Here is a 24,917-nt window from a genome sequence, read left to right as displayed (position 1 = left end):
AACGCGATCCTCGTTAGTGACTCTGCTGTCTGTTGCCAGACCCGGCGTTGAGGCCCACCGGTGCAGAGGCTAGCCGACTTAAGCGGCTAAAGCGTAGTTTTCGTCGTTTGCGACTATTGTTTTCAGATGGATTTGCGAGGTAATCTGATCCTCGGTATGCCCTGCGCTGCTTTGCAACCCACGTCGAAACCAGATCGTCCCCGGTATTCGTAATGGCTGTGCATAGGATAGTGTTGGTGCCTAAAAGTTCAAGTCCTATACGCTGTGTATTTTAACAGAATTAACGGGTGATTCCTTACAGATAAGCCAGCAATTCTTCGGGATGGTCAATCAAGTATTTGGCTCCCCAGGTTTCAGGTGGTTGGCCATTACCCAGATAACCATAACGGGCGACGATGGGTTGCATACCGGCAGCCAGACTGGCCTGAACATCGCGTATGTCGTCTCCCAGATAAATACAGTTGGCAGGAGCAATGGCTATTTTATTACTGGCGGTCAAAAGAGGTTCCGGGTGTGGCTTGGTGTTGGTGGTTTCGTCTCCGCAAATGATACAGGCGACCCGTTGTGCTAAGTCGAGCATTTCAATCAATGGGTGCGCGAAGCGCGCGGGTTTGTTGGTTACGATGCCCCAGGGCAGCTTCATCATTTCCAGTTGGTCCAGCAGTTCGTCAACGCCCGGAAACAAGCAGGTGTCATGGCATAGACGCTGCGTGTAGAAATCAAGAAATTCATCGCGCATGGATTCGTAGTCGTCATCTCCCGGTTTGATGTTGAAGCCGAGGCCAAGTAATCCACGAGAACCGGCCGATGCCTGCGGACGAATCTGGGCAATGGGTAGTTCAGGCAGACCGCGCGCGATGCGTTGCCGGTTCAGAGCGTGGCCGAGATCGGGTGCGGTATCGGCCAGCGTTCCATCAAAGTCGAAAAGTATTGCTTTGATCATTGATCAAATTTTTACGGTGGTTAATTTAGATTTAGCTGCGATACGCCATGATGTAGTTAACATCAGTATCATTTTCCAGTGCATAGATTTTGGTGAGCGGATTGTATGTCATACCGATCAGTTTTTCATCAGTAAGGCCTGCATTGCGTGCCATGCGCGCAAGTTCGGAGGGTTTGATGAATTTAGCGTATTCGTGCGTGCCGCGCGGTAATAGATTTAATATGTATTCCGCGCCAATAATGGCAAATAAGTAGGCTTTCGGATTGCGGTTGATGGTCGAGAAGAAAACCCATCCATTGGGTTTGGCTAACTGAGCGCATGAGCGGATAACGCTCATCGGATCGGGTACATGCTCCAGCATTTCCATACAAGTGACCACATCATAGTGCTGCGGCTGTTCTTTGGCCAAAGATTCTATGGTGATTTTTCGATAATCCACCTGCTGGCCACTTTCCAATAAGTGCAGTTTGGCAACTTTAAGTGCTCTATCGCTGAGGTCAATGCCGGTGACATGGGCACCCATGGATGCCATGCCTTCGGATAAAATGCCGCCGCCACAGCCGACATCCAGGACGGTCTTTCCTGCTAATCCGTTTGCCAGCTCATTAATATAGTTAAGGCGCAATGGGTTAATCTCATGCAGTGGCTTGAATTCGCTGTTTGGATCCCACCAGCGGTGCGCGAGTTGGCTGAATTTTTCAAGTTCCAGCGGATCAGCGTTAATGCCGTCATTTTCCATATGCATTCCTTTGTGCTTAATGTTTCGATGTTGTCGCGATACGTTCGTGCCACAATGCTGAACGATGCTGTAGTTCAAGTTGGCTTAGCGTAGTCAATTCTTTATCCTGTAGCAGCATTCTACCATTTACCCACACATGGCTCACGTATTCCCGGCTTGCCGTGTAAACCAAATGTGAGACCGGATCATAGCAAGGTGTGAGATTAAGATCAGAGAAATTAACTGCTGTGATGTCAGCAGCCTTGCCGATGGTTAATGAGCCGATCTTTTCTCCTAATCCTAGTGCATTGGCGCCATTCAGGGTGGCCATTCGCAGCGCTTGATGGGCGGGCAGGGAATCGGCCTTGCCACTGATTGCTTTTGCCAGCAGTGCCGCTTGGCGCATTTCTTCAAACATATCCAGACGATTGTTACTGGCTGCGCCATCTGTGCCGAGGCCAACATTAACGCCTTGATTCAATAATGACGGAATCGGCGCGAAGCCGCTGGCAAGTTTCATGTTGGATGAAGGGCAGTGTGCAATGCTACAGCCATATTGATGCATGAGCTTAATTTCATGGTCGGTCAGGTGTACCATGTGTACGGCGATTACATTTGGACCGAGCAATCCGAGTTGATGCAAGCGTTCAATTGGTCGCATACCGGTGGATTCCAGGCTCATGCGGATTTCGTCTTGGGTTTCGTGTAGATGCGTGTGGATCGGTGTGCTCAGTTGTTCTGCATAGGTCAGAATATGATTAAATGCTTTATCGCTGACGGTATAAGGTGCGTGTGGTGCAAAACAGAAGGATAGCAACGGATGCTGGTGGTATTGATCGCGCAAATCCAATCCCTTGGCCAGATAATCATCGGCGTCACTGGCATAGGCGGTCGGAAAATCAATGACAATCATACCAATGGTAGCGCGCATTCCCGAGCTGATTGCGGCTTCAACGCAAGATTCCGGAAAGAAATACATGTCATTAAAACAAGTTATGCCACCTCTAATCATCTCGGCGCAGGCAAGCTGAGTGCCATCCAGTACAAATTGCGCATTGACGTGTTGATGCTCAACCGGCCAGACGTGATTATTAAGCCATTCCATCAAAGGCACGTCGTCTGCAAATCCACGCATGAGCGTCATGGCTGCGTGCGTATGCAGGTTTATCAGCCCGGGGATTAGCGCATGATCGTTGAGTGTAATTGTTTGTTGCGGGTTGTAACGAAGGTTGGCTTTGGATATCGGTAAAATGTCTTTGATAATGCCTTTATCGATTGCGATAGCATGTTGATTCAATACGATCTCACCCGGATCAACAGGAATGATCCATCTTGCTTCTATCAAGGTGTCTATTTCTATCCAATCATCCATGTATTATGTGCAGAAATAAAAAAAGCCCTGCATTGTAGCAGGGCTTTTTTGAAAATATAAATAATTGTTTATTTAATACCAATCACTTCGATTTCAACGCGGCGATCAGGTGCGAGGCATGCTTTCAATTCCTTGCCATGTCCGTGGCAAGAATTGCCTGTTACCGGATCGGCTTCACCTTTGCCACTGGCATTGATACGGTTTGGATCAATACCTCTCGAAACCAAATGTGCTTTGACTGCTTCAGCGCGTTTGTGAGATAGCTTATGATTATATGCATCAGAGCCAATTCGATCTGCATAGCCTACTACATCGATGCGATCATATTTAACACTTTGTATTCCATTGACAAAATCATTCAGTGATTGAATGCCATGTCCACCGGATTTTAATTTTGCGCTGTCAAAATCAAATAACGCATCCGCAGAGAATGTCATTTTTTTGGGCGCTGCTGGTGCTGGTGCGGGCGCTGGTGGCGTAGGTGCTGCAGCTACTTCCTTTTTAACCAGATCCGGTTCACATTCTGGAATAGCCATCGCCGGTGTCCAGTAGCCAGTATGCCAGCATAAGCCGGTAGTATTTCTTACGACTACACCACGATCATCAACACCATAAGCTTCAGGTTTTTTTATAGTACGATCCTGATCAATATTGCCCACTTGTGCTAAGACAGCACCAGAAAACATTGCTGGTATAAGGATCATTCCAATCAGGGTATTTTTGGTTGATAGTTTCTTCATGCTGTTGTCCTTTTAATGAAAACTGCGGTTCTAAAATTTCTGTTGCAGGTCACATGTGTAAAAAGTCACGCTGCAATTTATGCTTTAAATACTCTTCTTAGCGTATTCTACTACTTCAAGACTGTTAGTGTTCGATTATCAGTTTGTTTGCTTGGTTTAATAAATCAGTGTGTTGCTTAATTGCAACAAATTTGTGGTATAAATCATAAATCCAAATCGATTAAAATAAATCATTTAACATGTTTGGATTGTCGGTATTTGCGGCTTTTGTAGCTGAACAGCCGTGTGGCAATGAGCAAATGGCGCGCTATGATTGTGGTTTAAATCAAACAAAAGTTGATGAACGCCAGTCTTTTAAACATATTCTCATGTTGCAGATCAAATGACGACGACAACGATATCAACACAAAACCTGTGTCGTAATTATGGTTCCCATACCGCAGTACGTGACATTAATCTTCAATTGCAGCGAGGCGAGGTATTAGGATTATTGGGGCCGAATGGAGCGGGTAAAACCACAACCATGCGGATGCTTACGGGTAATCTTGCGCCGAGTGCCGGCAGTATTGAGATTTGTGGTGTCGACTTATTGGATAAGCCGCAAGAAGCTAAAGCCCGTCTGGGTTTTTTGCCAGAAATTCCACCGCTTTATCAAGACATGACTGTCGACGAATTTTTACTGTTTGCTGCACGATTGCACCGCATAAGCAAGCCGAAAATTCACACAGCATTAGGCGATGTGAAACAGCGTTGCGGCCTGGAGGATCGCGGCAGGTATTTGATTGGCACCTTATCAAAAGGCTTCCAACAGCGTGTCGGCATTGCACAAGCCATCATTCATGATCCGGATGTTATTATTCTGGATGAACCGACAGTGGGTCTTGATCCAAACCAGATGCGTGAGATTCGCAAACTGATTCGGGAGCTCGGTGTTTCCAGTAGTGTGATTTTATCAACACACATACTGTCCGAGGTTGAGAGCATTTGTGACAGAGTGCAAATTATGCATAAAGGCAGCGTGGTGTTTGACCAAACGATGGCCGAATTGCAACGGCAGGGTACCAGTCTGGAGATGGTATTTACACAACTGACACAGTGATCAATGAACAGGAATCTTTGAGATGATTGTTACGATTATCCGTAAAGAATTAAATATGCTGTTTACTTCTCCTTTAGCCTGGATATTATTGGCTTTGATACAATTAATACTGACTTGGGCTTTTCTGGGGCGATTGGATGCATTTTTAGAGATACAAGCGCAGTTGTTACAGATCGAAAATCCGCCAGGAGTAACGGAGACCATTATCTCACCTGTATTTGCAATGGCGGCCATTGTATTTCTGATGGTCACACCATTATTATCCATGCGCTTGCTGGCTGAAGAACGTCGCAATCATACGCTAACGTTACTGATGTCAGCACCTATTTCCATGGCGGATATCATTATGGGTAAGTTCCTCGGTTTAATGATTTTCTTTGCGATGATCATTGCCCTGATTGTTGCATTATGCATGTCATTGTTGCTGGGTGGTGCCATTGATTTTGGTTTGTTACTGAGCAATACCCTAGGGTTATTGTTGGTTGCTGCGTGTTTTTCCGCATTAGGTCTGTATATCTCCAGCTTGACGGCACAACCGGTAATTGCTGCGATTGGCGCATTAGGCGTGCTATTAGGGTTGTGGGTCATTGATCTGGCGGCTGGTGAAACAAATCAATGGCTGCACTTTATTTCGTTGCTGAAGCATTTTGAGCGTTTTAATCAAGGATTGATTGATACATTGAGTATCGCCTATTTCATTTTGTTTATGACGACATTTCTGATACTGACGATTCACCGCCTGGATGGCGAGCGCTTACATGGGTAAGTGAAAAATTACATCAATGACCGCGCTCAATAAAAAATTACGACTGTATTATCGGATGCAGCATGCTGCGTTCGTCATTTTGTTATTGTTACTAGTTACTTCGCTTGGTTATCTGGCAACGCAGGCACGATGGCAGTGGGATGTCAGTCAGAATGCGCGTAACAGTTTGAGTGAAGCCAGCGTAGAGATACTGCAGAAGCTGCAAGGACCCGTGCAAGTAACCGCATATGCCACTGAACAACATGCACAATTTGGTGACATACGCAAGATTATTGCTGATTTTATTACGTTGTATCAGCATGTTAAACCGGATCTGTCGCTGACGTTCATTGATCCGACCGAGCAACCTAAACTGACGCAGGAAGCCGGTGTGCATATGAATGGTGAAATGGTGGTGTCATTTAATGAAAGACAAGAGCATCTCACGGTAATTAATGAACAGGCATTTTCCAACATCCTGATGCGGCTTGTGCGCGCTGAAGATAAACGGATAGTTGCATTGGGTGGACATGGGGAACGCAAGCTGGATGGCAATGCGAATTATGATTTGGGGGAGTTCGGCAAGCAACTGCGCAAGAATGGTTTTGTCAGCCAATCGCTGAATCTTGCGATTGAACAGGAAGTGCCTGTGAGTGCGAATGTGCTCATCATTGCTTCTCCACAAGTAGACTTGCTGCCCGGAGAAGTTGATAAGTTATTGGATTATATTGATCGTGGCGGTAATTTGTTATGGTTGGTTGATCAGGAGTCATTACGCGGCTTATTGCCTGTGGCAGAGAAATTGCGTTTAACATTGACGCCGGGTGTTGTTGTTGATCCTCAGGCGGAACAACTGAAAGCACCGCATACCTTTGCTTTGGGCACCAGTTACGGACAGCATGTGATAACCGATGATTTCGACTATATAACGGTATTTCCATTTGCACGGCAGATATTGATTGACGAAAATGCAGAGTGGAGCAGTGTTGCGCTGGTTGAAGCAGCGCAGCAGGGGTGGGTGGAGACTGGGGATCTGGATGGAGAAATTACTTATGATCAGGCCATGGATGTGGCTGGCCCGATTAGCATTGCAGCAGCACTGACCCGCAATATTCAAGATCGTGAGCAACGAATAGTCGTTGTTGGCAGTGGACATTTTCTTGCGAATGCTTACCTGGGGAACGGTAGTAATTTGGATTTTGGTATTAATTTGATCAATTGGCTGACAGGTGACGAAGAGCTGATTGTGATTCAACCGCGTGCAACACTTGATAATAGCCTGATATTTAGCGAATCTGGGCTTACTTTGATCGTCGTCGGTTTTCTTGTTGTGTTGCCTGCACTTTTTTTAGTCAGTGGATTTGCCATTTGGTGGCGTCGCAGAAGAAAAATATAAAAAATGACCCATCCCGCACGCCTTAATCTGATCATGTTCGCCACAATTGTCGGTTTGCTGGTGTTTTTGTATTTTAAGCCACAAATTCAGAATGTTCAGCAATATCCAATTTCGTCTGCAGCGATGGAAGACGTGCAGACTGTACGCATCATGCGACAGCAAAAAGAGATGGTACTCAAGCGACTGGATCATCGCTGGCATCTGATAAAGCCGGTACAGGCCCAGGCGGATGAAAACAAAGTCAAAGAGATTCTGGAAATCCTGGCGGCCACTAGTGAGCAACGTTTCCCGGCGGCAGACCTGGAGCGCTTTGGTCTGGATCGACCTGGTGTGCAATTATATTTTGATGATGAATATGTTGGCTTTGGCGGATTTTCGCCTGTTACCCATCAGCAATATGTAATGACAAATGGCCATGTTTACTTAATTGCGCCGCGCTATGTACTGGCGTTGCCGCTTGGTGCCGGTGATCTGATCAGTCCACAATTGCTGGCATCGAATGAAATGCCAGTGCGCTTGGAATTGAATCATTTGACGGTAGAATTTAAAAATGGAAATTGGAACAATATTATCCAGGATTCTGGTAAAACATTGGATGCAGAGACGATAGAACACTGGGTTCACTTGTGGCAAACCGCTTATGCCAGAGAATTGACATTCGAACAGCAGCTCAGTGATGATCTGGTTGACGTGGGTGATATAAAAATCAGTTTGCAAAATGAACAAAAAATCGTTCTGAGAGTTCTGCAAAGCGAAACCGAGGTCGTGTTTTTAAGGGCTAATGATGGCATTGGTTATCATTTTTCTGTGGACGTGGGGCGGCAGTTACTTGATCCGTATGCGGTTAAACTAAGTCAGATGGTTTTTCAACGGCCTGCTAAAAGCTGATGCCGGAATTGCCGGAAGTCGAAACAACGCGACGGGGTATCGCGCCTCATCTGGTAGGTCAAGAAATTGCACATGCGATTATCCGTAATCCAAGTCTGCGATGGCCGATATTGCCTGATTTGTCAGCGATATTGGCGGGCTTGACGATTCAGGCCGTGACCAGGCGGGCTAAGTATTTATTGCTTGATTGCGGTTCTGGAACACTGATTTTTCATTTGGGAATGTCGGGGAGTCTACGTATACTGTCGGTGAAACCGGGGTATTTGATTGCAGCGCCAGAGAAGCATGATCATTTTGATCTGGTTTTAGGCGATCAAGCCATTCTGAGGTTACGAGATCCGCGCCGTTTTGGTGCAGTGTTATGGCATGCAGGAGATATTTTGCAACACCCGCTTTTGGTGAATCTAGGGCCTGAGCCATTAACCACAGATTTTAATGCACGGCAATTATTTGCAAAAACCAGAGAAAGTCATGTCAGTATTAAACAAACGTTGATGAATAGTCATGTGGTTGTTGGTATTGGTAATATTTATGCCAATGAAGCGCTATTTCTCGCGGGCATTAATCCCAGGATTGCTGCGGGCAGAATTGCGATCACTCGTTATGAAAGGCTGGTACAGGCGGTTAAGCAAACCTTGCAACAGGCAATCGAAGCGGGAGGTAGTAGTTTGCGTGATTTCGTGAATAGTGACGGAAATCCGGGATATTTTCAGCAGTGTTATGGGGTTTATGGACGCGCAGGTCAACGTTGTAAGCAATGCGGTCATACCATTAAACAGATCAAACAGCATCAACGTTCAAGTTTTTATTGTCCGAATTGTCAGCACTGACTGATCCAGGCTTGGCGTTGAAATTTTTTCTAAGCGGATTACGGCAATTGTAAAATCATGAATTTTTCCGATACGTTAAATAACATAATGGTAAGATCAATATGAATATTACATTCATTGGTGGCGGTAATATGGCCTCGGCTTTAATCGGTGGGTTGCTGCAGCAAGGTTATACAGCCGAGCAGCTGCACGTAGTTGAGATTAATGCGGAAAGTCGTGACAAGATACAACAGATGTTTGGCGTATCAGCTGTATCCGATCTTGCCAGCGGGGTGATTGATAGCGATGTTATTTTGTTGTCTGTGAAACCGCAGCAACTATTTGAACTAACCCAAAGGCTTGCACCATTGCTGCAGGATCAGTTGATCATATCGATTGCAGCAGGTATTCGGACGTTGGATATTATGCGCTGGCTAGGTGGTTATCAGCGAGTCGTGCGTGCCATGCCAAATACGCCGTCGCTGGTGCGCTCCGGAGTGGCTGGGCTGTATGCCGGCTCCAATGTCAGCGAACAGGATAAAAAAAATGCCGAGTCGATTCTTATGGCGGTAGGCGCTACACTCTGGGTGGAGGAAGAAGAAATACTGCATGCGGTAACTGCTATTTCCGGCAGTGGACCTGCTTATGTTTTTTATTTTATTGAATCTATGCAGCAAGCAGGAATAGAATTAGGTCTAACTCCCGACCAAGCTAAGCAACTCAGTTTGCAGACATTTGCCGGTGCATGTAAGCTGGCCAGTGTGGGTGATGAAGACCCCGCGCTATTGCGAGCCCGGGTAACTTCAAAAGGCGGTACAACCGAGCAAGCAATTCAGGCGATGGAAAAAAATGATATTAAGTGTAAGATCATAGCTGCTATTCATCGTGCCAGTCAGCGTTCACATGAAATGAGTGATGAGTTCAGTAAAATATAAATCTTGATGAAGCCAGTGAGCAATTTATTAATTATCGATTATAGTTTTCTGGAAAATTCTTATGTCTAATCAGATCCTAATTTTTCTTCTTGATACCATCCTGGGCTTATTCTCCCTGGCATTATTGCTGCGCTTTTATTTTCAGTTACTACGAGTTCCTTACTACAATTCAATATCCCAGTTTCTGATTGCAGCCACTGATTTTATTGTGCGTCCAGCACGGCGTATTATTCCTGGTTGGGGGGGGCTTGATCTGTCTACGCTCATATTAGCCTGGTTGCTGGAATGTGGCATCATCACCAGTGTTTATATGGTACAGGGCTATAATTTTGGCGCCAATATTGGCACTGCATCCGGGATTATGGGATTGTTGGGTATTGTTGAGATTGTTAAAACGACGCTCTATATTGTACTGATAGCGATCATCATGCAGGCCGTTCTGTCATGGGTTAATCCACATAGCCCATTAGCGCCCTTGCTGGATAATTTCACCCGCCCATTTTTAAGCGTTTTTCGTAGATATATTCCGCCAATAGCCAATGTTGATCTGTCGCCGTTGTTTGTGTTGATCATCATTCAATTATTGCTCATGATAGTGGCCGGAGTCCATGTGCAAATTACCGCAATGCTTCATTAGGCGTTGAAGAACTGATATGAGCTGGTACCGGTATGATAGTGAAAATAATCTTATTCTGAATTTACATGTTCAGCCGGGTGCAAAAAATACTGTCACTGCAGGGTTGCATGGTGATGCACTTAAAATAAAACTCGCGGCGGCGCCGCTGGAAGGCAAAGCGAATGCGGCGCTTGTGAAATTTCTTGCCAAGCATTTTGATGTACCTATTGGTCAGGTGATACTAAAGCAAGGTGAGCAATCACGGCGTAAAGTGATAGTAATTCAAGGTCCTGGTCATGGTCCGGATGTGTTATTTAATGAGTTGCAGGATTGATGATATTCATGAAGCTTCTTTCTTGGTCAGAAATACGATGGATTTGATTTTGTGGCGCCATGCAGAAGCCGAGGACGGTTTTCCGGATACGGCGCGTAGATTGACTGAAAAGGGACTGGATCAAGCTAAGCGTATGTCTGGATGGCTTAAATCAAGGCTGCCGGAAAATACACTGGTGATCGTTAGTCCCGCACAGCGTACCCAACAAACTGCAGCGGCACTGAAATCCGATTTTGTCACTAATGCTGAAATAGGGCCCGGTGCTGGCGTAAGAAATATTCTTGCTGCTGTAAACTGGCCCAATTTACAGGATGCTGTAGTAATCGTCGGTCATCAGCCGACGTTGGGTGAAGTCGCTAGCTATTTGATTCCAGTTATTCCTCCAGGATTAAGCGTTAAGAAAGGTTCTGTGTGGTGGATTCGGTGTCAGAAGAAAGACAGTATTATTGAGTCCGTACTTCATGCTGTTATCTATCCTGAGATGTTATGAATGGACTGAATTTGGGTTGAATTTGTTTTTCAACATTCTTGATTGATATGTCTCGGCTAATTCTGTTCAATAAACCCTATGGTGTGATTTGCCAATTTACACCCGAAAGCGGTCATCAATCATTGAAAGATTTCATTCCATTTCCGGGTTTTTATCCGGCAGGCAGATTGGATGTGGATAGTGAAGGTTTGGTTTTATTAACGGATGATGGAAAATTACAAAATAAAATCAGTCATCCAAAGTTTAAGCTACCTAAAACTTATTGGGTTCAGGTTGAGGGCGAACCCGATGAGCTTGCATTAGCTAAGCTACGCCAGGGTGTAGTGCTTAATGATTTTAAAACACAACCTGCGCAAGTATACCTGATGGATGAACCCAATTATCTCTGGCCGCGAATCCCTCCCATCCGTTTTCGTAAGAATATTGCAACTACCTGGATGTCCTTGGTTCTCAATGAAGGTAAGAATCGTCAGGTAAGACGGATGACAGCGGCGGTGTTATTTCCTACTTTGCGATTAATTCGGTATGCAATCGGTCAGTATACTGTACAAGGAATCGCGCCTGGGGAATGGCGTATAGTACATTGAACGATAATCAAGCGATATTTCTATAATGCTTTAAGATTCAGTGTATAAGCGTGCAGATGGTTTTTAGTGACAACGGATGCAGATTATATTTTCCATTTTATACAGTGTTATTATATGATGTAAAAGTGAATGGTAGAAATTGAGTACATAGTGTAAAGTAGGGTAAGCAAATAATAGTTTTAAAAATGATATTGAATTAGTTGAATTTAAAAACGAGCGGTTGGTCTATTTATTTAAGTAAGTCTATGTGATAGTGGGTTTCTAAAAGGATAGTAACTATATGATTTCTGATTTTCTAAATTTAATCTCCGGCGTAATCGATATGCCATGGTGGGGGTACGTTGTCGTTACTTTAGTATTTACGCATATTACAATTGCAGCGATCACAATTTATCTTCACCGACATTCAGCGCACAGAGCACTGGAGTTGCATGCGATACCTAGCCACTTTTTTCGCTTGTGGCTATGGCTGACTACTGGGATGGTTACAAAGCAATGGACGGCAGTTCATCGCAAGCATCATGCAAAATGCGAAACCAAAGATGATCCGCATAGCCCGGTAGTCGTCGGTATCAAGAAAGTTTTATACGAAGGCTCCGAGCTGTATCGACTGGAAGCAAAAAATCCGGAAACTTTGGAAAGATATGGATACGGCACTCCCGATGACTGGGTGGAACGTAATATTTATAGTAAGCATAGTGCAAAAGGTGTTGCTTTGATGTTAATTGTTAATGTCATTTTGTTCGGGCCGATCGGTATTACGATATGGGCTGTTCAAATGATGTGGGCGCCTATTTTTGCAGCAGGTATTATCAATGGTGTCGGGCATTTTTGGGGGTATCGTAATTTTCAAGCAGAAGATGCAAGTAGAAATATTCTGCCTTGGGGTATCTTAATCGGTGGTGAAGAGTTGCATAATAATCACCATGCTTATGCAACATCAGCACGGTTATCCAATAAATGGTATGAATTTGATATCGGCTGGATGTATATTCGTATTTTGGAGATGCTGGGTCTTGCAAAAGTTAAGAAAATTGCACCCAAGTTACGAATAGATAGAGAAAAGACTCAATGTGATTTAGATACATTACAGGCTGTAATTTCACATCGTTATGAAGTACTTGCGAAGTATACTAAATCACTGCAGGTTACTTTTGCAAAAGAAATGGTTCATTTGAAAGAAGCAACAGCGCAATATGGTGTAGATAAATCCACCTTGAAACGTTGGATTTTGGCAGATTCAAAAACTTTGCAAGAGCATGAACGTGAAAAATTAAGTCAAGTACTGAGTAATGCTAAAACACTTGATAAAGTTTATACCATGCGTGAAGAATTGGCTGAAATTTGGCAACGCTCTACCGCATCAACCGAAGAGCTGGTCAAGCAGTTGGAAGATTGGTGTCGGCGTGCGGAAGAAAGCGGTATTGAAGTGCTAAGAGCTTTCTCGCAAAGATTGCGCTGTTATGCATAAGATAATGGTATAAAGCTAGAAATAAAAAACCCGCTTTCTCAGCGGGTTTTTTATTTATTCTGTTTCTTTTATTTCTTATTTCAATTTTGTTTCTTTATACATTACGTGCTTGCGTACAACAGGATCAAATTTCATTAATTCCATTTTTTCTGGCTTTGCACGTTTGTTTTTGGTCGTTGTATAAAAATGACCTGTTCCTGCTGATGATTCGAGCTTTATCTTTTCACGCATTGCGATGACTCCCTAACGTAGTAACTTAGCTTTTTCAGTATATTAAGAGATGCTTTTGCCTTGCAAGCGCATTTTAGCTAATACTGCATCAATACCATTCTTATCTATCGTGCGTAAGGCAGCATTCGATAAGCGTAAATTAATCCAACGATTTTCACTTTCAACCCAAAACTTACGATGCTGTAAGTTGGGTAGGAAACGTCTTTTGGTTTTATTATTTGCGTGAGAAACATTATTACCTGCCATCGGTTTTTTGCCAGTTACTTGACATACTCGTGCCATACTCGTGCACTCCAGAATTCTTAAAACCGGCATTATACCCTGATTTGTAGCACTTATTCAAATGTAACGATTCAAATTAAATCATGTTCGGCAAAGGACATGGCGGTACCATTGCCAACAATAAAATGATCGAGTACTTTAACGTCGATCATTGCTAATGCTTGCTTTAGAGATTGAGTAAGTATTTTATCAGCGTCACTAGGCTTTGCTACGCCGGAAGGATGATTGTGTGCAAAGATTATCGCGGCGGCATTGTGATGCAAAACACGCTTGATGACTTCCCGCGGATATACACTGGTTTGCGTCAGTGTGCCGCTGAATAATTCTTCAGTTGCAATTGTATGATTTTTAGCATCAAGAAAAATACCGATAAATACTTCATGTTGTTTGTTTGCTAGCGTTAAGCGTAGAAAATTTCGAACCAGTTCGGGCGAGTTCATTGCATTTTCATTTTTGAGTTCTTCACTCAATGCGCGCCGGGCCATTTCTAATACGGCTTGCAGTTGCGTGTACTTTGCGATACCCATTCCTGGTATTTGACAGAAACTGGTTTGACTGGCTGCAAAGACACTGGTTAAGCTGCCAAAATGTAAGAGTAATTCTCTGGCGAGATCCACAGCACTTTTACCCGTTATGCCCGTGCGTAGAAATATGGCCAACAGCTCGGTATCCGAAAGTGCGGTAACGCCTTTCTGCAGGAGTTTTTCGCGTGGCCGCTCAGATACTGGCCAGTTTGTAATTGCCATAAAATAGTATAGATAGTTTGATCAAGTAAAATGAAAAGGTTTATTGCAGACATATTACGATCTATTGCTGAGTAAGACGGAATATTTTACTGATAGCGACATGCGATGCGGTCATATTGAGTAAAATGAGCAAACAGGTATCTATACTCACTCGTGTTAAGCTCAATTCATTGATTGGCTAAATTTATTCAGAAAAATCTTTTGTTATGACGACATGTACATTTCCCGCAGCTAAGAAACGCTTACTATTGGGTATAACTGGTGGTGTGGCTGCCTACAAAGCTGCGGAATTGGCGCGCTTGCTAACTCAGAATGGGATTGAGGTGCACACGATAATGACTCAAGCGGCTTGTCAATTTGTCGGGCCAGCAACTTTTCAGTCGCTGACTGGTAACCCTGTTTATACTGATCTGTGGGAGACCAATGCGATTCATAACATGGCGCATATTAGCCTATCCCGCGATGCCGATATGATTCTGGTAGCACCGGCGAGTGCTGATTTTATTGCCAGGCTCGCGGGCGGTATGGCGAATGATTTGCTAGCGACATTATGTTTGGCACGTGACTGCCCGCTCATGGTGGCGCCTGCCATGAACCGGCAAATGTGGGAGAATCCGGCGACACAACGTAATTTGTCGGTGTTGCAGCATGATGGTGTAAAGATAATCGGTCCCGCCAGCGGTGAGCAGGCTTGTGGCGAAACAGGGATGGGGCGTATGCTGGAAGCGGGTGAGCTGGTGCAAGCGGTGAGCGCGGCTTTTCAAACCGGTAACTTGCTGCAGGGTAAACATGTTCTGGTGACAGCCGGACCTACGTTTGAGGCGATTGATGCTGTACGCGGTATAACCAACAACAGTTCCGGGAAAATGGGATACGCTGTTGCCCAGGCTGCGGTGGAGGCGAGTGCAAAGGTTACGCTTGTTTCCGGTTCCACGTGTTTGACGCCGCCAGCAGTAGAGAAACTCATTCGGGTAGTGAGTGCGCATGATATGTTGCATGCTGTGCAGGCGGAAATAGCGCAGATCGATATTTTTATCAGTGTTGCTGCTGTTGCTGACTATCGGGTGGAAAAAGTCAGTCAGCAAAAATTAAAGAAATCTGAAAGCAAACTGTCGATAGTGTTGATTCCTAATCCAGATATCCTGAAGACGATATCCAGCCTGCCAAAACCGCCTTTCTGTGTTGGTTTTGCGGCGGAAACAGAAGATCTTGAAAGGAATGCAGAAATGAAACGGCGCAAGAAGAATGTGCCTTTGCTGGTTGCTAATTTGGCTCAGGCCGCTATCGGTTCCGATGACTGTGAATTGATTTTGCTGGATGATGGCGGTAAGCATATTCTTCCCAAGGCACCAAAAATAGAACAGGCACGGCATTTGATAAAGCATATTTGTTCACTTTACCGGCAATAAAATAGGAGCTAATCAAACTGGATGGTATAAAACAAATCCGCTGCATTATCTTCACCGGCCTGTGTAACAACGGTGACTCTGGGCGTCAGATTGTAAGTCAGCTTGGTGATTCCCATCGTCGTTGTCGCCAGACTGCGTTCATAGCTTAAATAAGCGCGCGATGAAATACGTTTCCCGACCACACCGATCTGTCCGGTTAATGAACTACCAATACCCGCCTGTTTCACCGTGATTTCATCAACACCCAACGCTCGAGTAATTTGATCGGTGATGCCGGCACCGGACTGTCCCCCCAATATGGATCCGGCTGCCGTCAATAACGCGGAGGTGTCTAACCCGCTTGCGTCAGGTTTTCTGCCTAAAACAATCCATGACAGTTTTTCGGTATCGGGAACGTTCGGGGTCGATACCAATTTAATCTGAGGGTGGCGTACCGAACCTAAAATTTCAACGCCGGCTTCAACCAGCAAGCCTTCCCGTACCGCTAATACACTTAACCCGGGATCATCCAAAGGGCCTTGAAAACTGACGATGCCGCGTTTAACCGTGAGATTCTGACCGTATGCTTTGAAAGTGGTATCTTGCGCCGAAATCGAGCCGTTGGCTGTCAGTATATTTTTGGGGTCATTCTGAATTTTCAATTGGCCGGCCAGACGGCCTTCTAAGCCGGATGCACGAATAAAGAATTTTTCTCCCAAATTGAGATTCATATTCAGAAGCAGCGATAGATTTTGCCGGGTAGTGCCGGACTGACTGTTCACAAAGACAATGTCCTCGGACAATTCAGGCTGATCGTCGGGTGGTTGTAGCAATACTCCGGCGTCCGCCGAAATATCGCCTTTCACGCTCAGATTATTGTGGTGAAATCTGGCTTGACCGGAACCGGATGTAATAATCCAGTAATCGGTTTTGTGCGCTAGCGGTAATTGATTCATTTTGAAATTCAGATGGCTTTCATTGCCGACAAGCCCGATGTTGCCGGTGATTTTCAGCGCGCCGGATGTGCCATCCAATTTAAAATCTTTGAACAGATGATTGTCCGGCGGCGGTTTATGCGGCGTGATAAAGTCAAGCCGGTCAATGTTCAGGTTAGAATGATGGAAACTGGCAACCAGATTGCCTTGTTGTAAATCGACACCATGCTCCAATAACAGCACGCTCAATGCTTTGCCGGCAGCCGTGCCGGTAAAATCCGGCTGATTCAGTGTTCCTTTGATATGTGCGTGAATTTGAAGCTGGCCGTTCACGTTCATATTGTTATCCAGTATTGCATCAACCCACTTTAAATTGCTGATATGCGCAGTCACTTCGCCATGCAAAGGTGCTTCGCCAGCAATCGACCAGCTGTTGTTTGATTGTTTAATCGGTACGGTCAAATGCGCTTTGGCGCTGCCCAACTGTTGGCTAAGTAATTCAAACTTGCCGGTTATGATGTCATCGTGTGCGGTTATCTGCAGTTGTATGGCTTCTAACCCTAACGGTTGGGGTATGTCGCCGGGTAAGTACCAATCGCCATGTTCCCGGTGGATTTGCAAATTACCTGTAAGCCGAGCGTTGGACGTAAAATTCCACTGACCACCCACATGTAAAGCGGATTGGTGTGCGGTGTGTTGTGTGCCGGGATATACGGCAACGCCGGAAAAATGGCCGCTGGTTTTCCATTCCCTGGGAGTCCATTGCAATTGCTCGACACTCAAGAACCCATCGGAAATTGAGAATGTTGCGTGACCGAGCGAAACTGATCCGGGACTGATCAAGAGTGCCGCGGGTGCCTTTAAACGAATGGGTACTTTTCCTGCCGAGGATAATTCTGCCAAGCGCCCATTCCAGCGCAGGGATTGCAGAAAGGTTTTGCCTTCCATTGCTCCCGCTGCTTTGAGCCGAATTTGCATATTGTCATTGATCTGCGCCTTAGCCAATACCGTATGGTCGGAGATTTTTCCATGGGTATCGATAGTTAGGTGCTGCAGTGTTGCTTTTTGATGGGCGGCATAGCTTGCAATGCTCACGCTAAATGAGATTGTGTCATTGTGTAAATGACCATGGACGGATAATCTGGAAAGATGCTGTTCTCCCGGCATGTGTAGCTGCTTGCTATGTATTTTTACTTGAAAATCAGGGGAATTAAGGTTGCCATTGAGTTTGAGGTGGGCTTGTAAATCGCCTGCCATGCCTAATCCAAGCTGTCGTAGCGATGGCGCATTAATTTCTAATTGCAATGTATTGCCGGATTCGCGCATGTGGCCTTGTGCCAGAAAATGATTGGATCCGACAGTTAATTCCGCTTTACCTTTAAATTGCTCCCATCCGCTGAATGCAACCTGACCGCTTCCTGTTATCGGGGATTTTGCCAGATGGCTTTTTTGGATCACGTATTCCAACACGCCGGAAATGTGCGGAGACAATTTTCCGGCTAGCTTGATGGTCGCATTCAGATTGGAATTAGGCGCTTGCACAAAATTAGCAATATTAAAATCAACCAGATTGCTTGATAGCTCGAACGATTGCTCGTCGTTGAGATCAAGTTTTCCGTATCCGCTTAATCGCGATTTGTTGTGCTGAAGATTGAATTGTTCGAGCGTAATGTGGTTGTCTATCCGCGTCATGGTGGCATTCAGACCGGCTGAATTATCCTTAAGATTGACGCGGGCGGATTGCTTCTGGGCATTGCCTTGCAAATTGATCTGACCGGAAACTTGCGCTGCCCGTATGCGACTATCAATATGCTGCGGATTTAATTGGTTCACCAACAAATCGGCTGACGCGGACGCTTCTTGCCAATGCCAGATCAGATTGCCGCTGATGGCATCATTTGCGGCAATTCGAGCACGGATACCCTGTAGTTCTAAAAATTCTGCAGTAATCAGTGCATGCGTACTGATTTTGGAAAACGGCAGGCCACCGTTATTCAGTGGGGTTGCTGCATGATTCTCAACCTGAACTTCACCTGCCAGTTGTCCTGATTCACTCTGCGTCAAATGTGCGAATACTGCAAGATCGGCAGTCGGTGCATCGGAAAGAAAACTTGCCGGATTGAGTTTTTCCAAGTCGGCATGAAACTGTGTTACCGGATTGGTTGTAAAAGGTTGCAGGTGTAGTGTTAAATCCCGTTTGATGTTGGGTTGCTTGGCATTGATTTGTACAGCCATTTGCGCCAGATTGCCGGTAATCATAGCCTCGGTATCGCCCCATGGCTCAGCATTCACTAGATCAATTCGCGCGGATAGATCAAACGGAGCCTGTCCATTGAGTTCCGCCACAGCACTGACAATACCCCAGCGTGTATGAAAATCCAGGTTGCTGAGCCGATGATCATGGCCATTGCTGGCGAGCGATAGCGCAAGGTCGGAAATCGTCAATGTGGAATGTTTATTTTCTGCTGAGATTAATCGCATTACGCTGACTTTAAGCGTGTGCATCGACACAGAGAATGGGATGATTAAATGTTCGGGTAAAGCGGGCGATAGGGTTGCGCTGGTGGTAGGCAGTTGTTGAACATCCATTGCTGCAATCGTTATTTGATCAATCTCGACCTGTTTTCTGAACAATTGGCCTGGATGCCATGAAACATGGACGTCGTGTAGCAAGACCTGATATTCATCACTGACCATACGAATGTTTGCAATGTGCATGTTTTGTAGCGTTCCATGGATTCCCTCAAATTGAATCGCATCAGAACTCAAGCGGCTGATGGTAGAGAAAGTCCATTGCAATCCGGAAGAAGTGCTTAATAACCAATATCCCGCACTTGAAGTGAGCAAAATCAGTACAAACAGTAAGCCTGCCAACCGGTTGTATGGTTTATGGTTATTTTGGGGACTGTGATTGCTATGGGGCGGGTTTGTCATGATCAAGATTCAGAAGGCAACCGCCATGGAGAAATGAAAGCGCAGTGTACCGGTTTCATGGGACCGGGCTAAATCAAGCGCAATCGGTCCCGCGGGGCTGCGCCAGCGAACGCCGCCGCCATAGCCCAGAAAAGGGCGCATGTTTTGCCAACTGTCGGCCGCACTGCCGATGTCTGCAAAAGCTGCAGCACCCCATTGTTGAGTGAGCCAATGTGTATATTCGACGGTGGCCGTAGCCATCGCACGGCCACCCACAGTAGCGTTGCCTTCCTGTACACCTATGCTTTTGAAGTCATAACCGCGAATCGATTGAATGCCGCCCGCACGGAAAAGATATTCCTGGGGAATTCCAAACCGTGATGAAGCCAGTGTATAGCCCACTTCAGCGCGCAAAAAGATGACATCTCGAGAGCCCACCGGCCACCAGCTTTGATGCCGCGCATAAGAGCGAATAAAATCCTGGTCTGAAAAGAATAGCTGACTGCCGCCTCCGATACGAATTTCTGTTGCATCACCACGCCGGATATGCAGCGGATTATCGACAATTTGCCGTCGCCAGCGCCAATCCAGCGTTAATGCTTCATTGATTTGGTTGATTGCACCGTCGGGCTTTTTGTGTTCTCTTTGCCAATTCAATCCAAACTGCATTTGAATTTCCGGCGTTTGATAATTGCGGCTAACACCGATTTTTTGTTCGATTGTTTTCAAATTTTCAATATCCGTCGTTTGCAGACTGGCACCCAATGAATAATTGATATTATTCTGGTTGGGCAGGGTATCAACGCCGGTAAAAAAGGTTTGACGCTTTTGCTCTAAGCGCAGCATGCTGGTCAGATTCCAAGCGCGATCCAGCAAATTATGATTGCGATAATTGATTTCACCGCGTGCGCCATTGTTTGAGCTGTAACCTACGCCAAACGCAAAGCGCTGCGACTGGGCTTCCGTCACAACGACTTGAACAGGTAGGGATTTGTGCTGTGCGCTATCCGGAGAAATATTCACTGAAACCGTGTTAAATTGCGGCGCCTTTTGCAGCGCGATCTGATAAAGATGCAGCGAGTCACGTCGATAAGCGTCGCCTGCTTTAAATGGTGCGAGGTTGGTGATCAGCGTCTGATCATAACGTTCCAGTCCGATGATTTGTATTTCACCAAAATAGAAAACGGGCCCGGAATCAATGGTGATGGAGAGATCGGCGCGTGCATGATCCGGATCGATCTTTGCCTGACTGGTAACGATACTGGCTGCGGCGAATTCTTCTTGTGTGACATTGGATAATAGCGATATTTTCGCCTGCTCCCATTCAGCAGAGCGGAACGGTGAGTTTGCTTGCAAAGGCCATGCGGCGCGGATTTGCGTTATGCGTTTTTGATATTGCTCATTTTCTTGCGTAATGTCACCACGGAATGTGATGGAAACTTCGCCAACACGCGTCAGCACGCCGGGATCCACTTTGATTTCAGGTTTTGTAACTTCCCCTTGAATTTGATGTGACACTGAAATGGATGGCGAGAAATAACCCTCGGTTGCCAATAAATTGCGAATTTCTTTTTGCGCGCGATACAAAAAAGTCTTTTCGGCGGTACTATCCGCAAACGGCTCCGTTGGTAATTTAAAATACTTGATCAAAAACTCTTGAATATCGTCAGGCGCGGACAATACAACAATGGTTGAATTGTTTGTAGCACTGGAAGATGCTTGCGCTAGCGCGATGCCCGGTAGGATGGCGATGAACAGCAGGATGATCGAACAGCAGCGGATGACAAAATAATCAATTTTTGATGAGATGCTTGGCATAACCGTGCAATATAACCCATGACCTTGAGTTTTACGAATGCCCCATAATGCTTTAACGCAGCAATGCGACAATTTGAATACACTTGATTGTACGCAATGCCCACGCTTGGCCGGATTTTTGCAGTCGGTGAAAACCAAGCATCCAGATTATCATGCGCGACCAGTCAGTGCTTTTGGTGATATCAATCCCAAGCTGTTGATTATCGGTCTGGCACCCGGCATGCACGGCGCCAATCGGACAGGCCGGCCATTTACCGGTGATTATGCAGGAATTCTACTGTACCGGACATTGCATCAATTTGGTTTTGCTACCCGACCGGAGTCTGTGGCAGCGGATGACGGATTGCAATTGTTGGGATGTCGCATCACCAATGCAGTCAAGTGTTTGCCACCGGAAAACAAACCCATGCCGCAAGAAATCAGGCAGTGTAATCACTATCTGACAGCAGAGATAAACGAATTTGTACAGCATGATGGCATGGCAGTACTCGCATTGGGAACGGTTGCGCATCAGGCGACATTGATGAGTTTACAGCTTAAATTGAAAGATTATCCGTTCGGTCACGGTGCGGTGCATCATTTGCCGCTGGGAAATGGTCTGAAACTCTATGACAGCTACCATTGCAGCCGCTACAATACACAAACCAAACGCCTCACAACGGAAATGTTTGAGCAGGTGTTTGATGAAATCGCTGCTGCTATCAAATAACAAGACAGTAACTAAAAAATAAAGGAGAAAATGTATATGCCTTATGTCAATATCCGTGTGGCTGGAACGTTAACACGCGAACAAAAACAGCAAATTGCTACAGAATTGTGCGACACGTTGGAGCGTATCGCTAAAAAACCAAAATCCTACACCTATATCAGTTTTGATGAGATTCCCGACGAAAACTGGGCGATTGCAGGAAAATTACTCGGCAAGGAGGATTAAGCAATTTGTTGAGTACCGGCTTTAACGCCAAGGAATTCTGCGTCAATCTGCCGCTTCAGCCGGGCGTTTATCGCATGATAAACGCCAAAGGCGAAGTGATCTATGTCGGCAAGGCAATCAATCTCAAAAAACGCGTCTCTTCCTATTTTCAGAAAAGCAATCTGGGTCCCAGAATACAGCTGATGATTTCGCAAGTGACCGGTATTGAAACGACGGTTACCCGCTCTGAAGCCGAAGCGCTGTTACTTGAAAATAATTTAATCAAAAGCCTGAAGCCGCGCTACAACATCATTTTCAGGGACGATAAATCCTATCCTTACGTGATTCTGAGCGGGCATGATTTTCCTCGCTTAGGGTTTTATCGTGGCGTGCTGGATAAAACGCATCAGTACTTTGGCCCTTATCCGAATGCCGGCATTGTGCGCGAGAGCATACAATTCTTGCAAAAAATATTCCGCCTGCGTACCTGCGAGGATAGCGTTTTTAGTAACCGTACCCGCCCGTGTTTGTTGTTTCAAATCAAACGCTGTAGTGGTCCCTGCGTTGGTCAGATTAACCAGCAGGCGTATCAGACGGATGTCAAAAACGCTGAATTGTTTTTACAAGGTAAGCAGACCGAAGTCATGGAAGTGATTGCCACTAAGATGCAACAGGCTGCAGCGCAGATGGAATATGAGCAGGCTGCGGTATTGCGGGATCAAACGCAAGCGTTGCGCAGAATTCGTGAGAAGCAGTTTGTCGATAGCGGGAAAGCGCTGGATGCCGATGTCGTTGCGTGCGCACTCATGCCGGATGGTTCCGGAAAAGTGTGCGTTAACCTGGCAATGATCAGGGGAGGGCGGCATTTGGGGGACAAGAGTTTTTTTCCGCAAAATGCGGATGATTACACCCCGGCCGATGTGGTTGAAGCATTCCTGGCGCAACATTATTTGAATCGAAGTGCGCCACCGCTGATCATTCTGGGTGAAAAAATCGAGGGGGAAACGCTGCAGCAATTATTAACCGAGCAATGCGGCCATAAAATTACCATTCAATTACATCCCGTGGGTGAGAAACGTGCATGGCTCGATATGGCGACTGAAAATGCGCGATTGGCACTCAAGCAAATGATGAGTCGGCAAGCCAGTCAGGAAAAGCGGCTGCTGGCATTGCAACAGGAATTACAGATGCCCGGTTTGAATCGCATCGAATGTTTCGACATCAGTCATACCATGGGTGAAGCGACAGTTGCATCTTGCGTTGTGTATGATCATTTTGCCATGCGCAATAATGAGTACCGCCGCTATAACATCGAAGGCATTACGCCCGGTGATGATTATGCTGCTATGCGGGAAGCACTTTCCCGGCGCTATCAAAAGGTGATGAGTGGCGAAGGGCAATTGCCGGACTTGATTCTGATCGACGGCGGCAAAGGGCAAGTTGCCGCAGCGCAGGAAGCCTTGCAGGAACTCGGTATTGCCGATGCCAATTTACTGGGTGTGGCCAAAGGCGAAGAACGCAAGCCTGGATTGGAGCAATTGATTTCTCCCGCACTGGAAAAGCCGTTACAATTGCCGAGTGAACATGCTGCGTTACACTTGATACAGCAGATCCGTGACGAAGCGCACCGCTTTGCCATTCAGGGGCATCGCAGCAGGCGTGGTAAAGCCAGAACCAGTTCCAGCCTTGAAGATATCAGCGGTGTCGGCGCTAAACGCAGGCAACGTCTGCTAGGCCGGTTCGGCGGATTGAAAGGGGTTCTGACCGCAAGCATTGAGGAATTACAACAAACAGAGGGAATAAGCCGGAAGCTAGCCGAGAAAATATATAAAGAATTACATTAAATATCAATTATTGTATTGTCGATTATACAATTCTGTATTTTTTCGAATCCTAAGCACCTATCTAAATGGATACCCTTTTAATCACTCAGTTCTAGCTACGATTATATGCCTTACAATCTACCTAATTTATTAACATGGTTGCGAATACTTGCCATACCGTTATTTGTCGGTATTTTTTATTTTCCGCACTCCTGGTTATCTCCCGTCAATCAGAATTTAATTGCCACCCTGATTTTTGCTGGCGCAGCCGTTACAGATTGGTTGGACGGTTATCTGGCGCGCGTTCTAAATCAGACATCCGCATTTGGCGCATTTCTTGATCCGGTAGCGGATAAACTGATGGTCTCTGCGGCGTTGATCGTCTTGGTATACCTCGGGCGGCTGGATGCGCCGATCGCTTTAATCATCATTGGGCGCGAGATTACGGTGTCAGCATTGCGCGAGTGGATGGCGCAAATCGGTCAATCAAAAAGTGTTGCAGTATCATTCCTGGGTAAAATCAAAACCACATCACAAATGATCGCGATCCCTTTGTTGTTGTATCACGAAAATATCGGCGAGAATTTCAATGCGCAAGAAATCGGTACCTGGCTCATTTATATTGCTGCCGTGTTGACGCTCTGGTCTATGTTCTATTATTTGAAAGCCGCCATGCCGCAAGTGCTGAAGGATGAAACCAAGAGTTCCTGATGATTACATATTTA

General features: G+C 45.7%; 26 protein-coding genes and 1 other RNA gene. 17 read left to right on the top strand and 10 right to left on the bottom strand.

What is annotated here, in order from left to right; translation table 11 throughout:
* The 5 genes from ssrA to Q0K92_RS04870 form a co-directional block, all read right to left on the bottom strand.
* Positions 1 to 202: a transfer-messenger RNA gene (ssrA, locus tag Q0K92_RS04890) on the bottom strand; the annotation flags it as partial.
* A gap of 93 nt (positions 203 to 295) precedes the next feature.
* Positions 296 to 943, bottom strand: a complete 648-nt coding sequence (locus tag Q0K92_RS04885; RefSeq protein WP_297324686.1) for an HAD-IA family hydrolase — start codon at positions 941 to 943, stop codon at positions 296 to 298.
* A 31-nt stretch (positions 944 to 974) separates the two neighbouring features.
* Complete coding sequence (gene ubiG, locus Q0K92_RS04880; protein WP_297324685.1) at positions 975 to 1,682, bottom strand: bifunctional 2-polyprenyl-6-hydroxyphenol methylase/3-demethylubiquinol 3-O-methyltransferase UbiG; 708 nt, start codon at positions 1,680 to 1,682, stop codon at positions 975 to 977.
* Positions 1,683 to 1,698: 16 nt separating this feature from the next.
* Entirely contained in the window at positions 1,699 to 3,033 is a 1,335-nt protein-coding gene (locus Q0K92_RS04875) for a TRZ/ATZ family hydrolase (protein ID WP_297324684.1), read from the bottom strand.
* A 68-nt stretch (positions 3,034 to 3,101) separates the two neighbouring features.
* The gene (locus Q0K92_RS04870) at positions 3,102 to 3,773 is read right to left on the bottom strand and encodes an OmpA family protein (RefSeq protein ID WP_297324683.1); all 672 of its coding nucleotides are present in this window, start codon (positions 3,771 to 3,773) and stop codon (positions 3,102 to 3,104) included.
* A gap of 239 nt (positions 3,774 to 4,012) precedes the next feature.
* On the opposite strand from Q0K92_RS04870, the gene Q0K92_RS04865 reads away from it, so the two are divergent.
* From Q0K92_RS04865 to Q0K92_RS04810, 12 genes are all read left to right on the top strand, one after another.
* Entirely contained in the window at positions 4,013 to 4,159 is a 147-nt protein-coding gene (locus Q0K92_RS04865) for a hypothetical protein (protein ID WP_297324682.1), read from the top strand.
* Positions 4,156 to 4,872 (top strand): ABC transporter ATP-binding protein, encoded by a 717-nt coding sequence (locus tag Q0K92_RS04860; protein WP_297324681.1) that lies wholly within the window; start codon positions 4,156 to 4,158, stop codon positions 4,870 to 4,872. Before Q0K92_RS04865 ends, Q0K92_RS04860 begins: the two co-directional genes overlap by 4 nt.
* A gap of 22 nt (positions 4,873 to 4,894) precedes the next feature.
* Complete coding sequence (locus Q0K92_RS04855; RefSeq protein WP_297324680.1) at positions 4,895 to 5,638, top strand: ABC transporter permease subunit; 744 nt, start codon at positions 4,895 to 4,897, stop codon at positions 5,636 to 5,638.
* Positions 5,639 to 5,654: 16 nt separating this feature from the next.
* Entirely contained in the window at positions 5,655 to 7,013 is a 1,359-nt protein-coding gene (locus Q0K92_RS04850; protein WP_297324679.1) for a GldG family protein, read from the top strand.
* Between the two features lie 3 nt (positions 7,014 to 7,016).
* Positions 7,017 to 7,901, top strand: a complete 885-nt coding sequence (locus Q0K92_RS04845) for a DUF4340 domain-containing protein (protein ID WP_297324678.1) — start codon at positions 7,017 to 7,019, stop codon at positions 7,899 to 7,901.
* Positions 7,901 to 8,731, top strand: a complete 831-nt coding sequence (gene mutM, locus Q0K92_RS04840) for a bifunctional DNA-formamidopyrimidine glycosylase/DNA-(apurinic or apyrimidinic site) lyase (protein WP_297324677.1) — start codon at positions 7,901 to 7,903, stop codon at positions 8,729 to 8,731. Before Q0K92_RS04845 ends, mutM begins: the two co-directional genes overlap by 1 nt.
* Positions 8,732 to 8,832: 101 nt before the next feature.
* Entirely contained in the window at positions 8,833 to 9,645 is an 813-nt protein-coding gene (gene proC / locus Q0K92_RS04835; protein WP_297324676.1) for a pyrroline-5-carboxylate reductase, read from the top strand.
* 61 nt (positions 9,646 to 9,706) lie between these two features.
* Positions 9,707 to 10,282 (top strand): YggT family protein, encoded by a 576-nt coding sequence (locus Q0K92_RS04830; protein ID WP_297324675.1) that lies wholly within the window; start codon positions 9,707 to 9,709, stop codon positions 10,280 to 10,282.
* Between the two features lie 16 nt (positions 10,283 to 10,298).
* Positions 10,299 to 10,595 carry a DUF167 family protein gene (locus Q0K92_RS04825; protein WP_297324674.1) on the top strand — a complete coding sequence of 99 codons (297 nt, stop codon included), beginning with the start codon at positions 10,299 to 10,301 and terminating at the stop codon, positions 10,593 to 10,595.
* Entirely contained in the window at positions 10,579 to 11,085 is a 507-nt protein-coding gene (locus tag Q0K92_RS04820) for a histidine phosphatase family protein (RefSeq protein ID WP_366084062.1), read from the top strand. Before Q0K92_RS04825 ends, Q0K92_RS04820 begins: the two co-directional genes overlap by 17 nt.
* A 47-nt stretch (positions 11,086 to 11,132) precedes the next feature.
* Entirely contained in the window at positions 11,133 to 11,672 is a 540-nt protein-coding gene (locus Q0K92_RS04815; RefSeq protein ID WP_297324673.1) for a pseudouridine synthase, read from the top strand.
* A 280-nt stretch (positions 11,673 to 11,952) separates the two neighbouring features.
* A complete protein-coding gene (locus tag Q0K92_RS04810) occupies positions 11,953 to 13,143 on the top strand; it encodes a fatty acid desaturase (RefSeq protein ID WP_297324672.1) in 1,191 nt (396 codons plus the stop codon).
* Positions 13,144 to 13,218: 75 nt separating this feature from the next.
* On the opposite strand, the gene rpmG is transcribed toward Q0K92_RS04810, so the two are convergent.
* The 3 genes from rpmG to radC form a co-directional block, all read right to left on the bottom strand.
* Positions 13,219 to 13,374, bottom strand: coding sequence for a 50S ribosomal protein L33 (gene rpmG / locus Q0K92_RS04805; protein ID WP_297324671.1), 156 nt, complete (start codon positions 13,372 to 13,374; stop codon positions 13,219 to 13,221).
* 42 nt (positions 13,375 to 13,416) lie between these two features.
* On the bottom strand, positions 13,417 to 13,656 hold the full coding sequence (gene rpmB, locus Q0K92_RS04800) for a 50S ribosomal protein L28 (protein ID WP_297324670.1): 240 nt from the start codon (positions 13,654 to 13,656) through the stop codon (positions 13,417 to 13,419).
* 71 nt (positions 13,657 to 13,727) lie between these two features.
* The gene (gene radC / locus Q0K92_RS04795) at positions 13,728 to 14,402 is read right to left on the bottom strand and encodes a DNA repair protein RadC (protein ID WP_297324669.1); all 675 of its coding nucleotides are present in this window, start codon (positions 14,400 to 14,402) and stop codon (positions 13,728 to 13,730) included.
* Between the two features lie 206 nt (positions 14,403 to 14,608).
* Between radC and coaBC the strand changes: the two genes are divergently transcribed.
* A complete protein-coding gene (coaBC, locus tag Q0K92_RS04790; RefSeq protein ID WP_297324668.1) occupies positions 14,609 to 15,811 on the top strand; it encodes a bifunctional phosphopantothenoylcysteine decarboxylase/phosphopantothenate--cysteine ligase CoaBC in 1,203 nt (400 codons plus the stop codon).
* Between the two features lie 8 nt (positions 15,812 to 15,819).
* Here the strand turns inward: coaBC and Q0K92_RS04785 are convergent, their stop codons facing one another.
* Together Q0K92_RS04785 and Q0K92_RS04780 are read right to left on the bottom strand one after the other, a co-directional pair.
* Positions 15,820 to 19,572: a translocation/assembly module TamB domain-containing protein gene (locus Q0K92_RS04785; RefSeq protein WP_297324667.1), complete on the bottom strand. Its 3,753-nt coding sequence runs from the start codon at positions 19,570 to 19,572 to the stop codon at positions 15,820 to 15,822.
* 96 nt (positions 19,573 to 19,668) lie between these two features.
* Positions 19,669 to 21,456, bottom strand: a complete 1,788-nt coding sequence (locus tag Q0K92_RS04780; RefSeq protein WP_297324666.1) for an autotransporter assembly complex family protein — start codon at positions 21,454 to 21,456, stop codon at positions 19,669 to 19,671.
* A 37-nt stretch (positions 21,457 to 21,493) separates the two neighbouring features.
* Between Q0K92_RS04780 and Q0K92_RS04775 the strand changes: the two genes are divergently transcribed.
* The 4 genes from Q0K92_RS04775 to pgsA all read left to right on the top strand — a co-directional run bounded on the left by Q0K92_RS04775 (position 21,494) and on the right by pgsA (position 24,903).
* Complete coding sequence (locus Q0K92_RS04775) at positions 21,494 to 22,165, top strand: uracil-DNA glycosylase (protein ID WP_297324665.1); 672 nt, start codon at positions 21,494 to 21,496, stop codon at positions 22,163 to 22,165.
* Positions 22,166 to 22,201: 36 nt separating this feature from the next.
* Positions 22,202 to 22,390: a 4-oxalocrotonate tautomerase family protein gene (locus tag Q0K92_RS04770; protein ID WP_297324664.1), complete on the top strand. Its 189-nt coding sequence runs from the start codon at positions 22,202 to 22,204 to the stop codon at positions 22,388 to 22,390.
* Positions 22,391 to 22,395: 5 nt separating this feature from the next.
* Complete coding sequence (gene uvrC / locus Q0K92_RS04765; protein ID WP_297324663.1) at positions 22,396 to 24,213, top strand: excinuclease ABC subunit UvrC; 1,818 nt, start codon at positions 22,396 to 22,398, stop codon at positions 24,211 to 24,213.
* A gap of 105 nt (positions 24,214 to 24,318) precedes the next feature.
* Positions 24,319 to 24,903, top strand: coding sequence for a CDP-diacylglycerol--glycerol-3-phosphate 3-phosphatidyltransferase (pgsA, locus tag Q0K92_RS04760; RefSeq protein ID WP_297324662.1), 585 nt, complete (start codon positions 24,319 to 24,321; stop codon positions 24,901 to 24,903).
* Positions 24,904 to 24,917 lie beyond the last annotated feature (14 nt).

The sequence above is a fragment of the Nitrosomonas sp. genome, from assembly GCF_024282095.1.
Taxonomy (GTDB): Bacteria; Pseudomonadota; Gammaproteobacteria; order Burkholderiales; family Nitrosomonadaceae; genus Nitrosomonas.
Note: the sequence above shows the minus strand (reverse complement) of the source record. Positions and strands in the feature narration are given on the sequence as shown.

Excerpts from the sequence above, each read along its gene's own strand:
- Q0K92_RS04885 (WP_297324686.1), bottom strand. The coding sequence starts at position 943 with ATGATCAAAGCAATACTTTTCGACTTTGATGGAACGCTGGCCGATACC.
- ubiG (WP_297324685.1), bottom strand. The coding sequence starts at position 1,682 with ATGGAAAATGACGGCATTAACGCTGATCCGCTGGAACTTGAAAAATTC.
- Q0K92_RS04875 (WP_297324684.1), bottom strand. The coding sequence starts at position 3,033 with ATGGATGATTGGATAGAAATAGACACCTTGATAGAAGCAAGATGGATC.
- Q0K92_RS04870 (WP_297324683.1), bottom strand. The coding sequence starts at position 3,773 with ATGAAGAAACTATCAACCAAAAATACCCTGATTGGAATGATCCTTATA.
- Q0K92_RS04865 (WP_297324682.1), top strand. The coding sequence starts at position 4,013 with ATGTTTGGATTGTCGGTATTTGCGGCTTTTGTAGCTGAACAGCCGTGT.
- Q0K92_RS04860 (WP_297324681.1), top strand. The coding sequence starts at position 4,156 with ATGACGACGACAACGATATCAACACAAAACCTGTGTCGTAATTATGGT.
- Q0K92_RS04855 (WP_297324680.1), top strand. The coding sequence starts at position 4,895 with ATGATTGTTACGATTATCCGTAAAGAATTAAATATGCTGTTTACTTCT.
- Q0K92_RS04850 (WP_297324679.1), top strand. The coding sequence starts at position 5,655 with ATGACCGCGCTCAATAAAAAATTACGACTGTATTATCGGATGCAGCAT.
- Q0K92_RS04845 (WP_297324678.1), top strand. The coding sequence starts at position 7,017 with ATGACCCATCCCGCACGCCTTAATCTGATCATGTTCGCCACAATTGTC.
- mutM (WP_297324677.1), top strand. The coding sequence starts at position 7,901 with ATGCCGGAATTGCCGGAAGTCGAAACAACGCGACGGGGTATCGCGCCT.
- proC (WP_297324676.1), top strand. The coding sequence starts at position 8,833 with ATGAATATTACATTCATTGGTGGCGGTAATATGGCCTCGGCTTTAATC.
- Q0K92_RS04830 (WP_297324675.1), top strand. The coding sequence starts at position 9,707 with ATGTCTAATCAGATCCTAATTTTTCTTCTTGATACCATCCTGGGCTTA.
- Q0K92_RS04825 (WP_297324674.1), top strand. The coding sequence starts at position 10,299 with ATGAGCTGGTACCGGTATGATAGTGAAAATAATCTTATTCTGAATTTA.
- Q0K92_RS04820 (WP_366084062.1), top strand. The coding sequence starts at position 10,579 with ATGAGTTGCAGGATTGATGATATTCATGAAGCTTCTTTCTTGGTCAGA.
- Q0K92_RS04815 (WP_297324673.1), top strand. The coding sequence starts at position 11,133 with ATGTCTCGGCTAATTCTGTTCAATAAACCCTATGGTGTGATTTGCCAA.
- Q0K92_RS04810 (WP_297324672.1), top strand. The coding sequence starts at position 11,953 with ATGATTTCTGATTTTCTAAATTTAATCTCCGGCGTAATCGATATGCCA.
- rpmG (WP_297324671.1), bottom strand. The coding sequence starts at position 13,374 with ATGCGTGAAAAGATAAAGCTCGAATCATCAGCAGGAACAGGTCATTTT.
- rpmB (WP_297324670.1), bottom strand. The coding sequence starts at position 13,656 with ATGGCACGAGTATGTCAAGTAACTGGCAAAAAACCGATGGCAGGTAAT.
- radC (WP_297324669.1), bottom strand. The coding sequence starts at position 14,402 with ATGGCAATTACAAACTGGCCAGTATCTGAGCGGCCACGCGAAAAACTC.
- coaBC (WP_297324668.1), top strand. The coding sequence starts at position 14,609 with ATGACGACATGTACATTTCCCGCAGCTAAGAAACGCTTACTATTGGGT.
- Q0K92_RS04780 (WP_297324666.1), bottom strand. The coding sequence starts at position 21,456 with ATGCCAAGCATCTCATCAAAAATTGATTATTTTGTCATCCGCTGCTGT.
- Q0K92_RS04775 (WP_297324665.1), top strand. The coding sequence starts at position 21,494 with ATGCCCCATAATGCTTTAACGCAGCAATGCGACAATTTGAATACACTT.
- Q0K92_RS04770 (WP_297324664.1), top strand. The coding sequence starts at position 22,202 with ATGCCTTATGTCAATATCCGTGTGGCTGGAACGTTAACACGCGAACAA.
- pgsA (WP_297324662.1), top strand. The coding sequence starts at position 24,319 with ATGCCTTACAATCTACCTAATTTATTAACATGGTTGCGAATACTTGCC.